Here is a 19883-nt window from a genome sequence, read left to right as displayed (position 1 = left end):
CGTGGCGTTGTCGTTACCGAACGTGACGGGAGGTGGGTGTGCGCAGATCGTTCAAATTCCTGCTGCGCCCCACCGCCCGGCAGGCGGCGGCGCTGGCGGCGTGCCTGGAGAACCACCGCACGCTGTACAACGCCGCTCTGGAGCACCGCCGCACCGCCTACGCCAAGGCGGGCGTGAGCGTCCGGTACGGCGATCAGTCGGCCGAGCTGAAACACATCCGCGCCGATGATGCGGACGGGCAGGGGCGTTGGTCGTTCTCGTCCCAGCAGGCCACCCTGCGACGGCTCGACAAGGCGTTCGCCGCGTTCTTCAAGCGGGTCGGTGAGGGTCGCGCGCCGGGCTTTCCGCGTTTCAAGGGGCGTGGCCGGTTCAACACGGTCGAGTGGCCGAAGGACGGCGACGGCTGCCGGTGGGACTCCCAGCCCGGCCACCCCACCACCACCCACGTGCGGCTCCAGGGGGTCGGACACGTCCGCGTCCACCGGCACCGGCCCGTGCGCGGCCAGGTGAAGACGATCAGCGTCAAGCGCGAGGGCTCCCGCTGGTACGTGGTGCTGTCGTGCGACGACGTGCCCGCCGAACCGCTGCCCGCCGCCGGCACGGTCGCGGGGATCGACATGGGCGTGGCGTCCCTCGTCACCACCTCCGACGGACAGCATCTGACCAACCCCCGCCACCTGGCCGCCACCGCCGGCCGTCTGGCGGACGCCCAGCGAGACCTCGCCCGCAAGCAACGGGGCTCCAAGCGGCGGCGCAAGACGGTGGCCCGCGTGGCCGCGCTGCATGCCAAGGTCCGCCGCCAGCGGCTCGACCACGCGCACAAGGCCGCGCTCGCCCTGGTCCGCGCCTATGACGTGATCGTGCACGAGGACCTGCGGATCGCGAACATGACCCGCTCGGCGTCCGGCAGGATCGAAGCTCCCGGCCGGAATGTCGCCGCCAAGTCCGGCTTGAACCGGTCGATCCTGGACGCGGGCTGGAGGGTGTTCCTGACGGTCCTCGCGTACAAGGCTGAAAGCGCCGGTCGCAAGCTGATCGCGGTGAACCCCGCCGGCACCTCCCGCACCTGCTCGCGCTGCGGGCACTGCGCGAAGGAGAACCGCGTCACCCAGGCCGACTTCGCCTGCACGGCGTGCGGGCATGCCGCGCACGCCGACGCGAACGCGGCGATCAACATCTTGAGGGCAGGGCTTGCCCTTCGCCAGGCTGCGCAAGCGGCTTAGCGAAAAGCCGCTTCCTTCAGGGAGCGGAGGAGTCACGTGCCCATTCTTACGCGCATCAGGGGGAACGCAAAGGGATCTCCCCTGGCGTGAACAGCCGTTGGGCTGAGCCTGATGCCCCCGCGCGGTCAGTGGTAGCGGGCTGATTGCGCGTTCTCCCTGATGGCCCGTGCCACGCGGCTCGCCGCCGCGTCGAGCTCGGCAACGTGCCACATCCTCACGTCCAGGTGAGTACGCGCTTGCGCCAGGCGTAGACGATGCCGAGGGCGATGAACCCCAGGAACACGAACATCTCGACGAGCGTGGTCAGCCCGTAGCCGGGGGCGTCGAAGACGGTCGCCCAGGGGAACAGGAAGACGGCGTCCACCGCGAACACCACGTAGAGGTACGTGAAGACGTAGTAGCGGACCTGGGACTGCGCCCAGCCCTCGCCCACCGGGTCGACCCCGCACTCGTACGTGGTCAGCTTGTCGGGCGTGGGCCTGGAGGGGCGGAGCAGGCGGTTGGCGAGCAGGGCGCCGGCCACGATGGCGACGCCGATGGCGAGCAGCGCGGCGACGAGCACGTACGACCCGAAATAGCCGTCCATGACGGGATGGTAACTCAGGGGAGACGCAAACCGGGAGATGGTCAAAAGTCAGCACCTGATCATCCCAAATCAGAGTAAATGAGAAGATCGCCCACATAACCTGACATGCATGCGCAAAAAGCGATTCTCTCCAGGAATCGCTCTGCTGGCCCTCTCGGTGTCCGGTTGCGGCATGGCCGCCACCGTGCCCGACAGGGACATCGTGGTCCCGGCAGAGCCGACGTCGATCGACTTTGTCGACCCCACGACCGTGGTCGGCCTGTCCACCAGAACGCTCACCAACGGCGACTCCGCCGACGGCACGTACGCGCACATCACCTACCCCGAGCTGGACGAGGCCCCCGCGCTCAACCGGACGCTGCGCGAGCGGGCGCGCGCGCAGCTGCGTGCCTTCCGCGAGCGCGCGAAGACGAGGGCGGCCGGCCCGCGGCCTGAGCTGAACGTGAACTGGCAGCTCGCCGCCTCCTCCCCCAGGGCGGTCGCCGTGCGGATGCGCACCGGCGAGAAGCTGAAGGCGGGATGGTACTACTCCACGCGGACGTACTGGTTCGACCCGCGCGACGGCAGGGCGGTCGGCTCCTCCGGGCTGCTCGCGGGCGAGGACGCGCTGCGCAGGCTGGGCGTGCTGGTCAAGCGGGAGCTGATCCAGGAGCGCGGGTCTCGGATCGTGGCGGGCGGGATCATCGCGGACGCCGACCGGTTCGACTCGATGGCTTTCAACCGCGACGGGGACCTGGTGGTCGAGTTCGACGACTGCCAGGCCGGGCCGTGCCGGCTGGGCCGGGTGGCGGCGGCCGTGCCGGCGGACGACGTGACGCCGCTGCTGTCCGGCCTGGGGGCGCGGGCGCAGGACGGCGTCAGGGCGGCGGCGCGGAAGGCCGCGGAGGACCTGAACGGCCCCCCGCCCACGGACGATCCCGCGGACGACACCGAGGCCGTCAGAAACCTGGCCGTGACCACCGACTGCTCCGAGACCAAGTGTGTGGCGCTGACGTTCGACGACGGTCCCGGTCCCCACACCGGCGCGCTGCTCGACAAGCTCCAGGAGGGCCGGGCGCGGGCCACGTTCTTCCCGCTCGGCGCGAACGCCGCCGCCGACCCCTCGCTGGTGCTGCGGATGAGCGCCGAGGGGCACCTGGTCGGGAACCACGGCTGGACGCACAGGAACCTTTCCGGCCTGCCCACCAGCAAGATCGCCGACTCGCTGAGGCGGGCCGGGAACGCGATCTCCGTCGCGACCGGGCGGACGCCGACGCTCGTGCGGCCGCCGTACGGGGCCGTGGGCCCGGAGTTGCGCGCCGTCGCGGCCGAGCAGGGCATGTCGCTGGTCACCTGGGACGTCGACACCCACGACCACAAGGGCGGGAAATCTGCCGACATCGCCGAACGAGCGGTGCGCGCGGCGCATCCAGGTGCGATCATTCTCATGCACGACATCCATCGGGAAACCGTCGATGCGGTTCCGGACATCCTCAAAAGGTTGCGCGGGAAGGGTTACAGCTTTGTCACCGTTCCTGAGTTGTACGGCACTGCGGGGATGCAGGCCGGACGCATGTACAGGTCAGGGAGCGAGCAGCCCCTGACATAGCGCGCGTGTAGGGGGACGTATAGTTGGCGCACGTGACCCGAACCGTCCTGTTCGCCCGCCTGCATGTGGACCTCTGCAGGCTCGCATCCGGGCTGTGTCGTCGTTCTCCCGCCTCACCCTGACCCCGGCCGCGTTACCCGCTTCCGCGGCCCGCAAACGCGTGACCTTCCGAGGATCTAGCATGGAAACAGAGAACGCGCCTACATCAACCGCGCCTTGGCGCGTCGAGGAGGACTGAGCTGTGACGAAGCAGGTCCAGCAACTCGACCGCGTGATCATCAGATTCGCCGGAGACTCCGGCGACGGCATGCAGCTCACCGGCGACCGTTTCACGGCGGGCACGGCGGAGTTCGGCAACGACCTGTCGACCCTGCCCAACTTCCCCGCCGAGATCCGCGCGCCCGCGGGCACGCTGCCCGGCGTCTCGAGCTTCCAGCTGCACTTCGCCGACCACGACATCCTCACGCCCGGCGACGCGCCGAACGTGCTCGTGGCGATGAACCCTGCCGCGCTCAAGGCCAACCTGGGCGACCTGCCCAAGGGCTCCGACATCATCGCGAACACCGACGAGTTCACCAAGCGCAACCTGCAGAAGGTCGGCTACGCCGCCAGCCCGCTCGAGGACGACTCCTTGAGCGAGTGGCGCGTGCACGCGGTCCCGCTGACCTCGCTGACCGTCAAGGCTCTCGAAGACTTCGACCTGTCGAAGAAGGACGCCGAGCGGTCGAAGAACATGTTCGCCCTTGGCCTGCTGTCCTGGCTCTACCACCGGCCGACCGAGCACACCATCAAGTTCCTCGAGCAGAAATTCGCCAAGAAGCCCGACATCGCCAAGGCCAACATCGCCGCCTTCCAGGCGGGCTGGAACTACGGCGAGACGACCGAGGGCTTCTCGGTGAGCTACGAGGTCAAGCCCGCGCCGCTGCCTCCGGGCGTCTATCGCAACATCTCCGGCAACCAGGCGCTCGCCTACGGTCTGATCGCCGCCAGCGTGCAGTCGAAGTTGCCGCTCTTCCTGGGGTCCTATCCGATCACCCCGGCGAGCGACATCCTGCACGAGTTGTCCAAGCACAAGCGGTTCGGGATCCGCACCTTCCAGGCCGAGGACGAGATCGCCGGTGTCGGCGCGGCGCTCGGGGCCGCGTTCGGCGGGTCGCTGGGCGTGACCACCACGTCGGGTCCCGGCGTGGCGCTGAAGGCCGAGACCGTCGGCCTGGCGGTCACCACCGAGCTGCCGCTGATCGTCGTCGACGTGCAGCGCGCGGGGCCGAGCACCGGCATGCCGACCAAGACCGAGCAGACCGACCTGCTGATGGCCCTGTTCGGCCGCAACGGCGAGTCGCCGGTGCCGGTGGTGGCGCCGATGTCGCCGAGCGACTGCTTCGACGCGGCCATCGAGGCGGCCAGGATCGCCGTCAAATATCGCACGCCGGTCATGTTGTTGTCGGACGGCTACCTGGCCAACGGCTCGGAGCCCTGGCGCCTGCCCGAAATTTCCGATCTGCCGGACATCTCGCAGGAATTCACGACCACCCCGAACGGCGAGGACGGCACGTTCCTGCCCTTCAAGCGTGACACCGAGACCCTCGCCCGCCCGTGGGCCATCCCCGGCACCCCCGGCCTCGAACACCGCATCGGCGGCATCGAGAAGGCCGACGGCACCGGCAACATCTCCTACGACCCCGCCAACCACGACCTGATGGTCCGCACCCGGGCCGCCAAGGTCGCCGGCATCGACGTGCCCGACCTCGAGGTCGACGACCCCGACGGCGACGCCAGGGTGCTCGTCATCGGGTGGGGCTCGACGTACGGCCCGATCGCCGCCGCCGTGCGGCGCATCAGGAAGGGCGGCGGCAAGGTCGCCCAGACCCACCTGCGCCACCTCAACCCGCTGCCCGCCAACACCGGCGAGATCCTCAAGCGCTACGACAAGGTGCTGCTGCCCGAGATCAACCTGGGCCAGCTGGCGCTGCTGCTGCGGGCCCGCTACCTCGTCGACGTGATCAGCTACAACCGCGTGCGCGGGCTCCCGTTCAAGGCGGAGGAGCTGGCCGGAGTCATCCAGGACGTGATCGACAATGACTGAGCTGGTGAACGGGAAGGGGCTCTCGCTCGTTCCCAAGACCGACGTGAAGCAGACCCTGAAGGACTTCAAGTCCGACCAGGAGGTGCGCTGGTGCCCGGGCTGCGGCGACTACGCGATCCTGGCCGCCGTGCAGAGCTTCCTGCCCGAGCTGGGGCTCAGGCGCGAGAACATCGTGTTCGTCTCCGGCATCGGGTGCTCGTCGCGGTTCCCGTACTACCTCAACACCTACGGGTTCCACTCCATCCACGGCCGGGCTCCGGCGATCGCGACCGGCCTGGCCACCTCGCGTCCCGACCTGTCGGTGTGGGTGATCACCGGTGACGGCGACGCGCTGTCGATCGGCGGCAACCACCTGATCCACGCGCTGCGCCGCAACGTCAACCTCAACATCCTGCTGTTCAACAACCGGATCTACGGTCTGACCAAGGGCCAGTACTCCCCCACGAGCGAGGTCGGCAAGATCACCAAGTCGACGCCGATGGGGTCGCTGGACAAGCCGTTCAACCCGATCTCCCTGGCCATCGGCGCCGAGGCGTCCTTCGTGGCCAGGACCATCGACTCCGACCGCAAGCACCTGCAGTCGGTGTTGCGCGAGGCGACCGCGCACCACGGCACGTCGCTGGTCGAGATCTACCAGAACTGCAACATCTTCAACGACAACGCCTTCGAGCAGCTCAAGGACCCCGAGGTCCGCGACGACATCACGGTGCGGCTGGAGCACGGCCAGCCCATCGCGAGCGCCTCGAAGGCCGTCGTACGCGCCGCGAGCGGGGGCCTCGAGGTGGTGGCCCGCGAGAGCGTGAGCGACGACCAGATCCTCGTGCACGACGCGCACAACCCCGACCCGTCGGTGGCCTTCGCGCTCAGCAGGCTCGACGAGCCGGCGTTCGAGCACGTGCCGATCGGCATCTTCCGGCAGGTCGCCCGCCCGGCCTACGACACGCTCATGGCCGAGCAGCTCGACGAGGCCGCGGCCCGCACGGGGGCCGGCGACCTGAGCGAGCTGCTGCTGGGTGGCGACACCTGGCGCATCGGCTGATTTTTCGCGAATATGCCAGGGTGGCGAAGACGTGGTCGTATGTCATAGCCGCGGTCGCCGCCCTGGCCCTGGCCGTCACGGTCGCCCAGCAGCTCGGCGAGCCCGCGGGCCAGGCTTCGGAAAACCCGGTCACGCACGGGAGCCCGCCCCCGGAGACCGGCGGGCCAGGCCCTCCCGGCTTCCCCGACGCGGCCTCCACGGGTGTCCCGCCCGGCACCGCGCTCACCGTCGTCACCGGTGACCAGACCTTCGCCAAGGACGGCGAGGTCATCGAAGGCAAGATCTTCGACGGCTTCGTGGTGGTGACCGCGCGCGGTGTCACATTCCGCAAATGTGTCTTCCGCGGCGCGGCGACCACCGACGTGCGGCCGCTGCTCGACACCGAGCAGGCCAAGGAGACGGTGGTGGAGGACTCCGAGTTCCACCCCGCCCATCCCTCGCCGTCCATCGACGGCATCTGGGCGGCCTCGACGAAGATCTACCGCTCGGAGTTCCGTGGCACGGTGGACGGCGTCAAGGCCCACACCGCCACCCTGGTCCAGGACTCCTACATCCACGACCTGAGCTGGTTCGCCCACGACCCCGACCAGGGCGGCGGGCCCACCCACAACGACGGCGTCCAGGCCTTCGCCGACCAGAGCGGCGTCACGCTGCGGCACAACACGATCGACCTGTCCACCACGCGCGACCCGAACGCGGCCGTCCAGTCCTCGGCCGACGAGTTGCGGGTGGAGGACAACTACCTCGACGGCGGCGGTTGCATCGTCAACATCGACCACACGCCGCTGGGGCGCCCGCTGACCGGGCAGCGCGTCACCGGCAACCGGTTCGGGCGAGGCTCCGCGCACGACTGCCCGATCCTGCTGAGCACCCGCTCCGAACTCGCCGCCAAGGCGGGCAACGTCTGGCACGACACGGGCGAGCCCATCCCGTCACCCGAACAACACGACTGACCGGAGGCCGTATGTCAGCCTGGCAGGGGATGCGCGCACTGGTCACCGGCGCCACCGGATTCATCGGCTCCCACCTGGTCCGCCGCCTGTCCGGGCTGGGCGCGCGAGTGCATGCGGTCAGCCGCCGCCCGCCGGCGACCACCGGGCACGGCGAGCGCTGGCACGCTTCCGACCTGCGCGACGTCGCCGCGACGGCCGCCCTGGTGGCCGCGGTCCGGCCGGAGGTGATCTTCCACCTGGCCGGCGAGGTCACCGGCGCACGCGAGCCGGAGACGGTGGCGCCGACGCTGGCGGGCAACCTGGGCGCCGCCGTCAACCTGCTGACCGCCGTGGCCGCCGCCCCCGTCCGCAGCGTGGTGCTGGCGGGCTCGGTGGAGGAGCCGCGCGACGGACAGGTACCGGGCTCGCCGTACGCGGCGGCGAAGGCCGCGGCGACGGGGTACGCCCGGATGTTCCACGCCCTGTGGCAGGTCCCTGTCTCGGTGCTGCGCGTGGCGATGGTCTACGGGCCAGGGGATCCGAACGCGGCCAGGCTCGTGCCGTACGTGACCACGTCGCTGCTGAACGGGGAGCCGCCCCGGCTCACGTCCGGCGCCAGGCTGGTCACCTGGGTGTACGTGGAGGATGTGGTGGACGCGTTCGTTCTGGCGGGGGCGGGCGGCGAGGCGGCCGGGCACGTCCTCGACATCGGCACGCCGGAGCCGGTCTCCGTCCGTGACACGGCGGAGTTGCTGGCCCGCATCGTGGGCGGGGCGGCGAGGCCCGAGTTCGGGGCCGTCGCGGCCAGGCCGCTGGACCGTACGCAGCGCTCCGACATCGGGCCCGCCCAGCGCGTGCTGGGCTGGCGACCGGCCACCACGCTCGAAGCAGGGCTGCGCCAGACCGTCGCCTGGTACGCAAAACGGATGTAACGGTCCAACCTGGGACGCGATAACTCTCCTGGTGACCTTCTGACCAGGGGGCAGGATGCGTGCGGTAACCAACCTGACCGTGCACGGCATCGGCGAGACGGCCCGCGCGCTCGAACGCGGCGAGGACGCGACGTGGGTGACGGTCGAGCAGTTCGAGCAGGTGGTCGACGCGGTGGCCGGCCGCCCCGACGTACGGCTCACGTTCGACGACGGGAACGCATCCGATGTCGAGATAGCCCTTCCCCGGCTGGTGGAGCGAGGGCTGCGGGCGGAGTTCTTCGTCCTGGCCGGGCGGCTCGGCGAGCCCGGCAGGCTAGACGCCGACGGCGTGCGCGAACTGGTCGGCGCGGGCATGCGGGTCGGCTCGCACGGCTGGGCGCACCGCGACTGGCGCACGCTGGACGGCCCGCAGGTGGCCGAGGAGTTCACCAGGTCCAGAACCGTGCTCGCCGGGCTCTCCGGCGCGCCGGTGTCGCGGGTGGCCATCCCGTTCGGCTCCTACGACCGCCGGGTCCTGCGCCGGCTGCGGATGGCCGGGGTGACCCGTGCCTACACCAGCGACGGCGGCCGGGCCAGACCGGGCTCCTGGCTCCAGGCCCGTAACAGCCTCAGGCACGACCTCGACGGCGCCTGGATCGGGCGGGTGCTCGACGGCGGAGCGCCGCTCGCCCGGCGCGCGGGCAAGCTCGGTATGCGCCTGTACAAGCGGGTGCGCTGATGAGCCGGGTCGCCGTCGTGATCGTCACCTACAACAGCGCCTCCGTGCTCGGAGGCTGCCTCGACTCGCTGGCGCGCGGCGCGGAAGGGGTCGAACTGGCGGACGTGGTGGTGGCCGACAACGCCTCCAAGGACGACTCCGTCGCCGTCGCCGAGCGGGCCGGGGTCACGGTGGTCCAGGTCGGCAGGAACGCCGGGTACGCCGCCGCGATCAACGCCGGGACCGCCGTGCTCGACCTCGACGGGCTCGACGGCGTCTACGTGCTCAACCCCGACTGCCGGTTGCGCCCCGGATCTATCGCGCCGCTGCTCGGCTGCCTGCGCGAGCCCGGCCGGGGCATCGCGGTCCCCTACATGGTCAACCCCGACGGCACGCTCCAGCCGTCGCTGCGCAGGAGGCCGACCGTGGGCAGAGCGCTGGCCGAGGCGCTGGTCGGCGGAGCGCTGGCCGGGCGCGTCGGCGGGCTGGGCGAGCTGGTGACCGATCCGCGCGACTACGCGCGGCCCGGCGCGTACGCCTGGGCGACCGGTGCGGCCATGCTGCTCGCGCCGCGGGTCATCCGCGAGGTGGGCGCGTGGGACGAGTCGTTCCTGCTCTACAGCGAGGAGACGGACTACTGCCTGCGCGCCGCCGACCTGGGATGGACGACGTGGTACGAGCCCGCGTCGGTGATCGAGCACATCGGCGGCGACTCGGGCGTGAATCCAGCACTGGCGGCGCTGCTCGTCGTGAACAAGGTGCGCCTGTACCGGCGGCGCCACGGGCCGGCGTCGGGGGCCGCGTACTACCTGGCCGTGCTGGCCGGTGAGGCGGTGCGGGCGCTGGCCGGGCGGCGCACGTCGCGGGCCTGCGTGGCGGCGCTGCTGCGGCCGTCACGCCGGATGACGGCGCTGCCGCAATGAGCGGGCTGCGCGTGGCGCCGTTCACCGCGCTCACCCCGGCCGAGCTGGAGTCCTGGCACGCGCTGCGTGCGGCCAACCCGGCCCTGGACAGCCCCTACTTCCACCCGGGTTTCGCGGCGGCCGTGCACGCCGCCGGGCGGCCCGTCCACGTGGCGGTCGCGCGCGACGGCGGCACGCCCGTCGCGTTCCTGCCGCACCACCGCGAGGGGCGGCTGCTGCGCCCGGTGGGCTGGCCGGGCGCGGACTTCCAGGGCCCGATCCTGGCCGCCGGCACCGGGTTCCGGCCGCTCGACCTGCTCGGGAACGGGGCCGCCGCCTTCTCGTTCGACCACCTGGTGGAGGAGGCTCCCGGGTTCGAGCGGTGGGTGGTCTCCCGCAGGCCGTCACCGTACCTGGATGTGACCGGCGGGCTGGCGGGCTATCTGGGCCGAGCCTCGCGCAGCGGCAAGGAGAACATGGGGCAGGCCAGGCGGCGGGCCGCGAAGGCGGAGCGTGAGCTCGGGGAGCTGCGGTTCGCGGCGGCCTCGTCCGACGCCAGGGCGCTGGCGCGGGTGGTCGAGCTCAAACGGGCGCAGTACGCCGCGACCGGCGCCAAGGACTATTTCGCCGAGCCGGACCGGGTGCGGCTGCTCGATGGCCTGCTGCGCGCCCGAGACCCCGGTTTCCGCGGCGTGCTGTCCACGCTGCACGCCGGGGAGCACCTGCTCGCGGCGCACTTCGGGCTCAGGTCGGGTGGGGTGCTGCACTGGTGGTTCCCGGTCTACGACCCGGCCTTCGCCCGGCTGTCGCCCGGCTGGATCCTGCTGCGCGAGCTGGTGGCCGCCGCCCCGGCGCTCGGCGTCGCCCGCATCGATCTCGGCAGAGGCGAGGACGAGTACAAACGGCGGGCGAAGACCGGCGAGAGCGTGGTCTGCCAGGGCGTCGTCACGAGGAATCCGGTACGTCGAGCCGTCGCGTCGGCGCTGTCGGAGGCGAGATCGATCGCACGATCGGTCAGGTCGCGGAGAAAACCGTAACGTTCCAACGGACATGCCCGACATATCGGTGGAGGCGGGGGAAATCGCGCGCTGCTCTCCAGACGGCGGTCCACAGCAGACGGTCCCTAACGGAGGCGGCTGTGCGAATTAGTGTCTTCGGACTCGGTTACGTCGGATGCGTCTCGGCGGCCTGCCTGGCCTCCATGGGCCACCAGGTCGTGGGCGTCGACGTCAACCAGGCCAAGGTCGATCTCATCAACGACGGCCGCGCGCCGATCGTAGAGGAGCGCATCGGGGAACTGGTCGCGACGTCCGTCGCCGGCGGCGCGCTGCGCGCCACCACGGACGCCGCCCAGGCCGTCAGGGACAGCGAGGTGTCGCTGGTCTGCGTGGGCACCCCGTCGGCGCCCAACGGCAGCCTGTCGACGACCTTCCTGGAGCGGGTGGCCGAGCAGATCGGCCGCTCGCTGGCCCCGGGTCACGTGGTGGTCTTCCGCAGCACCATGCTGCCGGGCACCTGCGCCGACCTGCTCGTCCCGATCCTGGAGCTGTCGTCGGGGCTGCGGGCGGGGGTGGACTTCGGGGTGGCGGTCAACCCCGAGTTCCTGCGCGAGGGCACCAGCGTGCGCGACTTCTTCGCGCCGCCCAAGACGGTGATCGGCGAGTCGGACGAGGCCGCGGGCGACGTGGTCGCCGCGCTGTACGACGGGCTGCCCGGCGACGTCTTCAGGGTGCCGATCCCTGTCGCCGAAATGGCCAAATATGCGGACAACGCCTTCCATGCGGTGAAGATTGGGTTCGCCAACGAGCTGGGCGCGATCTGCCAGGCCATGGACCTCGACTCGCACCGGGTGATGGACGTGTTCCTGGCCGACCGCAAGCTCAACATCAGCCCCGCCTACCTGCGGCCCGGCTTCGCCTTCGGCGGCTCCTGCCTGCCCAAGGACCTGCGCGGCCTCGTCTACGCGGCCCGCAAGGCCGACGTGTCCGTCCCGCTGCTCTCCCACGTGCTCCCCGCCAACGAGGCGCACCTCCAGCGCGCCTTCGACCTGGTCACCGCCGCGGGCCGGCGCAGGATCGGCCTGTTCGGGCTGTCGTTCAAACCCGGCACGGACGACCTGCGCGAGAGCCCTCTCGTCGAACTCGCGGAACGGCTCCTCGGCAAGGGCTACGACCTGCGCATCTACGACGCCAACGTGACCCTGTCGCGGCTGGTGGGCGCCAACCGCGCCTACATCGCCGAACGCCTTCCCCACCTGGGCGAGCTGCTCGCCGACTCGGTGGACGAGGTGCTCCGGCACGCCGAGGTGTGCGTGATCGGATGTGCGGACCCCACGGTGCTCGACGCGCTGAGCCGCGCGGGCGAGCGAAGGATCGTCGACCTCGTACGCGTTCCTGACGCGGAGGCCCAGCGGGGCAGAAGGGACTACACAGGCATTGCGTGGTAGAGCGCTCATCCTCGTCGAGAATCTGTCCGTACCGATGGACCGGCGCGTCTGGCAGGAGTGCACGGCCCTGCACCAGGCAGGCTGGGAGGTGCACGTCGTCTGCCCTCGTGGCGTCAAGCAGGACACCGAGCCCGAGGCCGTCATCGACGGCATCCGCATCCACCGCTACCCGCTGCGCGCCGCCACCGGCGGCCCTCTCGGCTACCTGCGCGAATACGGCTCGGCGCTGTGGCACACCGTCCGCCTGTCGAGGCGGCTCGGCACGTTCGACGTGGTGCACGGCTGCAACCCGCCCGACCTGTTCTTCCTGGTGGCACGGGCCATGCGGGGCAAGGGCACGCGGTTCGTCTTCGACCAGCACGACCTGGTGCCCGAGCTCTACCTGTCCCGCTTCGACCGGGGTGAGGACCTGCTGTACCGGGCGGTGCGCCGGCTGGAGCGGATGACGTACCGGGCCGCGCACGTGGTGATCGCGACGAACGAGAGCTACAAGCAGGTGGCGCTGTCGCGGGGCGGCAAACGTCCCGAGGACGTCTTCGTGGTGCGCAGCGCCCCGGCGGTCGAGCGGTTCCGCCAGGTGCCGCCCGACGAGAGCCTGCGGCGCGGCAAGCCGTACCTGCTGTGCTACCTGGGCGTGATGGGGCCGCAGGACGGCGTGGACTACGCGCTGCGCAGCCTGGCGCGGCTGCGCGACGAGCATGGGCGTACGGACTGGCACGCGGTGTTCGTCGGCGGCGGCGACACCTTCGACGCGATGGTGGCGCTCTCCCGCGAGCTGGGCCTGGCGGACGCCGTCGAGTTCACCGGCAGGATCCCCGACGAGGACCTGCTGCGTTATCTGTCCACGGCCGACGTGTGCCTGTCGCCCGACCCGCTCAACCCGCTCAACGACGTCTCGACCATGAACAAGATCATGGAGTACATGGCCATGGCCAGGCCCATCGTCTCGTTCGAACTGCGCGAGGCGCGGGTGTCGGCGGGCGAGGCGGCCCTGTACGCGCCCGCGAACGACGAGTCGGAGTTCGCCAAGCTGATCGCGCGCCTGCTCGACGACCCGGACGAGCGGCGGCGGATGGGCGAGATCGGCCGTGCCAGGGTCGCGGGCCCGCTGTCCTGGCAGCACTCGAAGGCGGCGTTACTGGCGGCCTACGAGGCTGCCGTGGGGTCGCGGTGACGGCTGCCGGCGTCGGTGCCCCAGCTCGTCCTGCCGCCGCGGAGCCTGGTGAGCAGCCGGTCCAGGGCCAGGACGGCCAGATAGCAGGCGGCGTCGAGCGGGCCGACCGTACGCGAGGCCAGCAGCGCGCCCAGGGCACGCGGGCGCAGCGGGCGGTCGGGCACGCCCAGCCCGGCGAGTTGCCGGTTGCCCTGCCTGACCCTGACCCGCCGGCGCAGGTGGGCGCGGACCGTGCGGGCGGGACGCACGACGGAGCGTGCCCGCGCCACCACGACCCGCTCGTCGCCGGTGAAGCAGCCGTCCACCCAGCCGTCGTCGGAAATCACGTCGGGCAGCGGGAAGGCCCGCGCGTGCCCGCGCTCGTTCAGCACGTAGACGCCGACGCCCGCGAGCGCCCTGGCCGGCGCGATGAGCCGGTCGTGCACGCGGTGCACGCGACGGACCACGGGGCCCGTACCGGTCAGGTCCCACTCCGGCGCGGGCGCGCAGGCGAGCACGCCCGGCCGGGCGGCCGCGGCGGCGAGCGCCCGCACGGAGCCGGCGTCGATCCGCACGTCCGCGTCGAGGTAGACGCGCGGGAAGGTCGCGCACGCCGCGTCGCCCAGGCGCAGCGCATGGGCCTTGCCGGGGGTCGCGGTCTCCAGGACCCGCACGCCCGGCCGGGCCGCGGCCCGCGCGGTGCGGTCGGTGCAGGCGTTGGCCACCACGACGACGTCGAACTCGCCGGGCGCGGTCCCGGCGAGCAGCAGGTCCAGCCCTTCCGCGACGACCGGCTCCTCGTTGTGCGCCGGGATGACGACGCTGACCACCGGCTTCATCGGACCGCCTCCAGGAAGGACGACACATGAAAGCAGAGCAGGGCGAGCTCGACGGAGTCGTGCTGTTCAGGCCGACGCCGCACCACGACAGCCGCGGCCTGTTCACCAGGACCTTCGACGCGGCCGTCGCCGCCGAGGCCGGCCTGGCCCCCGAGACCTTCGTCCAGGACAGCCAGTCGCGCTCGCGGCGCGGCACCGTACGCGGCCTGCACGGGCGGTCGGGCCAGGGCGAGGCGAAGCTCGTCAGGTGCGCCCGCGGCGCGGTCCACGACGTGCTGGTGGACATCAGGCCGCACTCGCCGACGTTCGGGCGCAGCATGGCGGTGCGGCTCGACGACGAGGACTTCGTCACGCTGTACGTGCCCCCGGGCCTGCTGCACGGTTTCCAGGCGCTCACCGAGCCCGCCGACACCTGCTACCGCATCGACAGGTCGCACGATCCCTCCGAGGACCTGGCGGTCCGCTACGACGACCCGGATCTGCGGATCGCCTGGCCGCTGCCCGTCACCGAGGTCAGCCGGCGCGACCGGGAGGCGGGCTCGTGGGCCGGCCTGCTGCGGCGGCTGGGCGGCTGAGCGATGCGCAAAGCTCTCCGCCTGCCGCTGGTCGTGATCGTGCTGGCCGTGATCGTGCTGGCCACGGCCTGCCAGGCCGCGCCCGCCGAGCCGCCGCCGAGCCCCACCCCCACGCCGAGCATCACCAGGTCCGACGGCTCGTCCTGCCCTGACCATCCCACCCCGGCCTGCACGGGCGCGCCCCGCGGGATCAAGCTGACCAAGATGCGGCTCGACACGGAGAACGTCGCCTACCGCGTCAGGAGGCCCGGCACCGTGCTCGACGGCGTCCACGTGCCCGGCCACCTGCTGATCCACGCCGACGACGTGACCGTCAGGAACAGCGTGATCGACGGTGACGTGATCAACTCCGACGGCCCCGAGTCGTTCCGGTTCACCATCACCGACACCACGGTGGGCACCACGGACAAGTGCGAGCCGCTGCCCGGGATCGGCTACGACAAGTACACGGCGACCAGGGTGCTGGTCCAGGGGCACAGCGACGGCTTCCGCGTCTCCGGCGACGACGTCGAGATCCGCGACTCGTTCGTGAAGCTCTGCTCGAACCCCGGCGACCACTCCGACGGCATCCAGGCCTACAACGGCGGCAAGGGGTTGTTGTTCCACCACAACACCGTCGACCAGCGCGAGGCGAAGCACATCACCGCGCCCGTCTTCCTGGTCGACGAGAAGTCGCAGGACGTGATCGTCACCGACAACCTCGTCATGGGCGGCACGTACAGCGTGCAGGTGCGCAACGCCCGCGGCAAGCAGGTCGTGCGCGGCAACAAGCTGGTCGACAAGTCGTGGGTGTACGGGCCGGTCGACTCCGAGTGCGGCAGGACGGAGTGGTCCGGCAACGAGCTGGTCACCATCGACGAGAGCTATCGGGTCACCTCGATCGTCGGCCCGCTGGTCTGCGAGGGTGAGAGCTGATCGGCCCGCGCGGCCCGCAGCAGCGCGCCGGCCGCGCCGACGAGCACGAACGCGATCCCGGTCACGGTCGCGAACGACAGCAGGTCGAAGGTGAACGACCCGGCGAGCGGCACGAGCAGGCAGGCGGCGACGGTGAGCCCGAGGTCGCGGTCGCCGGGGTCGGCGCTCAGGTGCCGGGCCCTCAGCGCCGCGTAGCAGGCCACCACGAACACCGACGCGTACGCCACGGTGCCGATCAGCCCGGTCTCCACCATCGACAGGATGTACTGGTTGTCGAAGATCTGGTGCTTGGGGGCGTACCACGTGCCCAGGCCGCGGCCGAGCCAGAAGTGCCGGCCGATCTCCTGGCCGGCGACGGCGTAGTCGTGGGTCCTGTACTGGATGCTCTCGTCGTTGCCGAGGTCGGTGAACAGCCCGGCGATGGCCCCGAGCAGGCCGGGCACCGCGGCCCAGATGACCGCCACGAACCCGGCGCCCGCCAGCAGCGCCCGCAGCCGCTGCCGCGCGGGCCAGCCGATGAACAGCACCACGCCGGCCACGAACAGGCTCAGCATGGCGGAGCGCGACACGGAGAACATCAGGCCGAGCCCGATGAGGAGCGTGCACGCCCACCAGCGCAACGCCGGCTCACCGCGCAGGCGCGCCTTGACGGCGAGGTGGGCGGCCAGCGGGAGCAGCATGGCGCAGGTGACGCCGAACTCGATGGGGTGGCCGGTGGTGGCCGCGACGCGGCGCAGGTCGGCCCGCTCCAGGACGAACGAGTCGCCCTCGGTGCTGTAGCGCAGGATCGGCAGCTCCATGAACCTGGTCAGGTCCACCGAGAACAGGAACTGGAAGGCGCCGACCACCGAGATCACCGCGCCGGCCACCACCAGCGTCTTCAGCACGAAGTCGAGCCGGCGCAGGCCCCGCACGCCGTCGCAGACCGTGAGCGCGATGCCGACGGTCGCGATCACCAGAACGAAGGAGTGGTCGCTCAGGTTCAGCTCGTCGGAGTCCATGTACCCGTACGTGGTGAACCCGAAGGTCGCCAGCATCGCGGTGAAGTAGGCGAACAGGACCGTGCGCACGGGATTGCGCCCCTTCGCGGCGCCCAGGGTGAGCGTGAGCTGCGCGCACAACCAGAGCAGCGCCGCCGCGAGGCTGACCACGTTCGCGGGGGTGAGGGAGAGCGGAAGATACTTGAGCACCAGCCGGGCGGGCACGACCAGCAGGACCACGGTGAAGACGGCGGCGACGGTGGCGCCGTCGGCACGCCCCGGCAGCGGCGGGGCGCCGGAGGTCGCGGCGGCCACCGGTTACGACCCCGGCTTCCTGGCCGTGACCAGTTCCTGCCCGCCGCCCGCCGGTTCGGGCTCCCGTTCGCGGCTGGCTCCCGGCAGCCGGGGGAAACCTGCCCTGCGCGCCGCTGAGAGGCTCTCCGCGGCGAACGCGGCGCACAGGGCGGCGATCACCCCCAGACCGAGCGCCGCGGCGGCGGAACGCAGCTTCCTGCCCTCCTGCGGCACTGGTGTGGTGGGCGGCACCGTCTCGCTGATCGTGATGTAGGTCTCGCGTGGCGCCTGCACCTGCCGCTGGCGCACGTCCAGCTCCTGCCGGACCCGCTCGATGACCGCGCGGGCCATCCGCGTGGCCGCCTCGGGCGTACGGCTCTCACCCTCGACGAAGACCAGGGGGCCCGTCGCCAGCGACTCCAGGTTGTTGGTGCCGTTGGTGACGGCGTAGGTGGTGTCGCCGTCGGGGCGCACGCCCATCTCGACCACCATGTCCGGCGTGCTCATGACGTTGATCAGCATCGACGCGGCGACGTCGAGCCCGTGGTCGAAGTTGAGCAGCGGGTTGACCTGCGGGACGGGCTGGCCGGGGTCGGGTGGCACGGTCCCGCCGCTGGTCGGCGCGGTGAGCACGAGGACCGCGGAGACGGTGTAGGTGACGGGGATCGTGGAGTAGGCGTAGAACGCGGCGCCGACGGCCAGCAGGAAGGCCGGGATCGCGACGAGCCAGCGTCGCGTCAGGACGAGGACGGTCCCCCAGAAATCCACGTGCCCTCCCTGCGAGTCCTGCCTCATGGATGTCGCCGCGAATGGGGTGGAGCGTTACATAAACCGTGTAACACCGCCTCGGGCTGCCCGATAAGGGAAGGCAGAGGCGTTTCATGATGGGAGTCGGCCCGTGAGCAAGCTGGCGGTCATCACACCCTCCTACGCCCCCGACGCCGCCCTCTTCGCCGAGCTGCACCGCTCCGTGCTCCGCCACACCTCGGACGACACCGTCCACCACGTCTTCGTGCCCGACCGCGACCGGCCGATCTTCGCCGGGTTCGAGGGCCCGCGCTGCCGCCTGTGGCTGCGCTCGGAGCTGCTGCCCCGCAGGTACGTCCGCGTGCCCTTCACCGACGTGCACGTCAACTGCCGCCGCCCGTGGCCCCCGCTGCGCGGCTGGGTCATGCAGCAGACCGTCAAGATCGCCTCCGCCGGGCTGATCGACGCCGACGCCCTGCTCATCGTCGACTCCGACGCCGTACTCGTCCGCCCGACCACGGCCGAGTCGTTCAGCGTGGACGGGCGGCTCTGCCTCCACCGGGTCGAGAACGCCGTGACCGCCGACATGGAGCGGCACCTCCTGTGGCACCGGGTCGCCCGCGAACTGCTCGGCCTGCCGCCTCCGCCGCCCCCGCCGCTGCCCGACTACGTGACCGCGCTGACGTTCTGGGACCCGCACATCGTGCTCGCCATGCGGCGCCGCGTCACCGAGGTCACCGGCCGCGACTGGCTCGACGCGTTCAACGGGCGGCTGCACGTCTCGGAGTTCGTGTTGTACGGCGTGTTCGTCGACGAGGTGCTGAAGGCGTCGCCGCCGGTCAACACGACGATCTGCCACCTCAGCTACCACCACGAGCCGTGGGACGAGGCCCAGGCGGTCGCCTTCGCCGACCGGCTGCCCCCTGACGCGGTGGGCATGATGATCTCCGCGAAGTCGCGCACCCCGCACGAGGCCAGGATGGCCGCGATCCGGCGGTGTGCTCAGGTCGTCGAGTCGAGCTGATCACCCTCCCGCTCGACCGCCGGGATGGGGCCGGTGTCGTCGTCATCGGCGGTCCTGGGCGAGACGGGCCGGTCGCCGGCGTCCGGCCGAGCGCCGTTACGCGGCCCGGCACCGTTCTCCCGCCCCGGCTCGGCGACAGGCCCGGTGACCGGCTCAAGGGCGGGCCCGGTGACGGGTCGCGGGACGGGCTCGATGACAGGCTCAGACGTGTGCTCGGCGACAGGCTCCGGATGGCCGGGCTCGGCGGCACGGCGGGCGGCGCGCGGGCGCTGGACGCCATAGGCCACGCCCAGCCCCGCCACCACCCCGAGCAGGCCACCCGAGGCCGCGCCCAGGAGGCGGTCCGTCACGACGAGCCGGGGCACCGTGGCGGGCATCACGTCGAGGATCCCGATGTGCGTGCTCACCGGCGCGCCCAGCGCCGTCTGCCGCCTGGCCAGCTCCACCCTGATGCGTAGCCGCGCCTTGCGCATGACCTCCCTGACCACGGCCGGAGAGGTGCTCTCCACCTCGACGTAGACGAACGGCCCGTTGGTGCTGATGCCGAGCAGGTCCGGGTTGGTACGACCGTCGTTGACGGTCAGGACGGTCGGGCCGTCCTCCGTCACGCCCAGCTCGGCGGCGACCTCGGGCGTGTTGGTGGACAGGATGAGGATGCCGGCGGTCGTCCGCAGGGCGTCGTTGAACTGCAGCAGCGGGTTGGTCAGCCCGGGCCGCTGCTGGGGGCCGGTCTCCAGCGTCCCGCCCGTGGCGGGCACGGTGAGCACCATGGAGGCCGTGGAGACGTAGCGGCTCGGGACCAGGAAGTACGCGGCCAGGGCGAGACCGATCGCCACGACGGCGACAGGCGGCCCGATCATCTTCTTCCGGGCCAGACCCCAGACGGTTGTCCAGAAGCGCACTATTTCCGCCCCCGTCGACTTTT

At 71.3% G+C, this 19883-nt stretch carries 19 protein-coding genes; 14 read left to right on the top strand and 5 right to left on the bottom strand.

Annotated features, from left to right (window positions below):
* Positions 1–38 precede the first annotated feature (38 nt).
* Entirely contained in the window at positions 39–1223 is a 1185-nt protein-coding gene (locus ABGB01_RS28055; protein ID WP_347776513.1) for a transposase, read from the top strand.
* 214 nt (positions 1224–1437) lie between these two features.
* Here the strand turns inward: ABGB01_RS28055 and ndhC are convergent, their stop codons facing one another.
* Entirely contained in the window at positions 1438–1809 is a 372-nt protein-coding gene (gene ndhC / locus ABGB01_RS28050; RefSeq protein ID WP_347648421.1) for an NADH-quinone oxidoreductase subunit A, read from the bottom strand.
* Between the two features lie 109 nt (positions 1810–1918).
* On the opposite strand from ndhC, the gene ABGB01_RS28045 reads away from it, so the two are divergent.
* The 10 genes from ABGB01_RS28045 to ABGB01_RS28000 all read left to right on the top strand — a co-directional run bounded on the left by ABGB01_RS28045 (position 1919) and on the right by ABGB01_RS28000 (position 13605).
* On the top strand, positions 1919–3397 hold the full coding sequence (locus ABGB01_RS28045; RefSeq protein ID WP_347776512.1) for a polysaccharide deacetylase family protein: 1479 nt from the start codon (positions 1919–1921) through the stop codon (positions 3395–3397).
* A gap of 241 nt (positions 3398–3638) precedes the next feature.
* Entirely contained in the window at positions 3639–5483 is a 1845-nt protein-coding gene (locus tag ABGB01_RS28040; protein ID WP_347776511.1) for a 2-oxoacid:acceptor oxidoreductase subunit alpha, read from the top strand.
* The gene (locus tag ABGB01_RS28035) at positions 5476–6522 is read left to right on the top strand and encodes a 2-oxoacid:ferredoxin oxidoreductase subunit beta (protein ID WP_347776510.1); all 1047 of its coding nucleotides are present in this window, start codon (positions 5476–5478) and stop codon (positions 6520–6522) included. Before ABGB01_RS28040 ends, ABGB01_RS28035 begins: the two co-directional genes overlap by 8 nt.
* Before the next feature lie 20 nt (positions 6523–6542).
* The gene (locus ABGB01_RS28030; RefSeq protein ID WP_347776509.1) at positions 6543–7475 is read left to right on the top strand and encodes a hypothetical protein; all 933 of its coding nucleotides are present in this window, start codon (positions 6543–6545) and stop codon (positions 7473–7475) included.
* Between the two features lie 11 nt (positions 7476–7486).
* Positions 7487–8386, top strand: coding sequence for an NAD(P)-dependent oxidoreductase (locus ABGB01_RS28025; RefSeq protein WP_347776508.1), 900 nt, complete (start codon positions 7487–7489; stop codon positions 8384–8386).
* A 55-nt stretch (positions 8387–8441) separates the two neighbouring features.
* The gene (locus ABGB01_RS28020; protein ID WP_347776507.1) at positions 8442–9104 is read left to right on the top strand and encodes a polysaccharide deacetylase family protein; all 663 of its coding nucleotides are present in this window, start codon (positions 8442–8444) and stop codon (positions 9102–9104) included.
* Complete coding sequence (locus ABGB01_RS28015) at positions 9104–10006, top strand: glycosyltransferase family 2 protein (protein ID WP_347776506.1); 903 nt, start codon at positions 9104–9106, stop codon at positions 10004–10006. Before ABGB01_RS28020 ends, ABGB01_RS28015 begins: the two co-directional genes overlap by 1 nt.
* Entirely contained in the window at positions 10003–11022 is a 1020-nt protein-coding gene (locus ABGB01_RS28010; RefSeq protein ID WP_347776505.1) for a GNAT family N-acetyltransferase, read from the top strand. Before ABGB01_RS28015 ends, ABGB01_RS28010 begins: the two co-directional genes overlap by 4 nt.
* A 101-nt stretch (positions 11023–11123) precedes the next feature.
* Positions 11124–12431 (top strand): nucleotide sugar dehydrogenase, encoded by a 1308-nt coding sequence (locus tag ABGB01_RS28005; RefSeq protein WP_347776504.1) that lies wholly within the window; start codon positions 11124–11126, stop codon positions 12429–12431.
* The gene (locus ABGB01_RS28000; RefSeq protein WP_347776503.1) at positions 12421–13605 is read left to right on the top strand and encodes a glycosyltransferase family 4 protein; all 1185 of its coding nucleotides are present in this window, start codon (positions 12421–12423) and stop codon (positions 13603–13605) included. Before ABGB01_RS28005 ends, ABGB01_RS28000 begins: the two co-directional genes overlap by 11 nt.
* On the opposite strand, the gene ABGB01_RS27995 is transcribed toward ABGB01_RS28000, so the two are convergent.
* The gene (locus tag ABGB01_RS27995; RefSeq protein ID WP_347776502.1) at positions 13578–14423 is read right to left on the bottom strand and encodes a glycosyltransferase; all 846 of its coding nucleotides are present in this window, start codon (positions 14421–14423) and stop codon (positions 13578–13580) included. The two genes, ABGB01_RS28000 and ABGB01_RS27995, sit on opposite strands and share 28 nt — an antisense overlap.
* Before the next feature lie 26 nt (positions 14424–14449).
* On the opposite strand from ABGB01_RS27995, the gene ABGB01_RS27990 reads away from it, so the two are divergent.
* On the top strand, positions 14450–14998 hold the full coding sequence (locus tag ABGB01_RS27990) for a dTDP-4-dehydrorhamnose 3,5-epimerase family protein (RefSeq protein ID WP_347776501.1): 549 nt from the start codon (positions 14450–14452) through the stop codon (positions 14996–14998).
* Positions 14999–15001: 3 nt separating this feature from the next.
* Entirely contained in the window at positions 15002–15913 is a 912-nt protein-coding gene (locus ABGB01_RS27985) for a hypothetical protein (protein ID WP_347776500.1), read from the top strand.
* Here ABGB01_RS27985 and ABGB01_RS27980 read toward each other — a convergent pair.
* Both ABGB01_RS27980 and ABGB01_RS27975 read right to left on the bottom strand, forming a co-directional pair.
* Complete coding sequence (locus ABGB01_RS27980) at positions 15862–17208, bottom strand: O-antigen ligase family protein (protein WP_347776499.1); 1347 nt, start codon at positions 17206–17208, stop codon at positions 15862–15864. The genes ABGB01_RS27985 and ABGB01_RS27980 overlap by 52 nt on opposite strands.
* A gap of 3 nt (positions 17209–17211) precedes the next feature.
* Entirely contained in the window at positions 17212–17955 is a 744-nt protein-coding gene (locus ABGB01_RS27975) for a hypothetical protein (protein ID WP_347776498.1), read from the bottom strand.
* A 130-nt stretch (positions 17956–18085) separates the two neighbouring features.
* Between ABGB01_RS27975 and ABGB01_RS27970 the strand changes: the two genes are divergently transcribed.
* A complete protein-coding gene (locus ABGB01_RS27970) occupies positions 18086–18958 on the top strand; it encodes a DUF6492 family protein (RefSeq protein ID WP_347776497.1) in 873 nt (290 codons plus the stop codon).
* Here the strand turns inward: ABGB01_RS27970 and ABGB01_RS27965 are convergent.
* Positions 18937–19860, bottom strand: a complete 924-nt coding sequence (locus ABGB01_RS27965) for a hypothetical protein (protein WP_347776496.1) — start codon at positions 19858–19860, stop codon at positions 18937–18939. The genes ABGB01_RS27970 and ABGB01_RS27965 overlap by 22 nt on opposite strands.
* Between the last annotated feature and the right edge of the window lie 23 nt (positions 19861–19883).

The organism is Nonomuraea sp. B5E05 (genome assembly GCF_039880665.1).
In the GTDB taxonomy this organism is placed as follows: Bacteria; Actinomycetota; Actinomycetes; order Streptosporangiales; family Streptosporangiaceae; genus Nonomuraea.
This window is presented reverse-complemented; position numbering and strand designations above follow the sequence as displayed.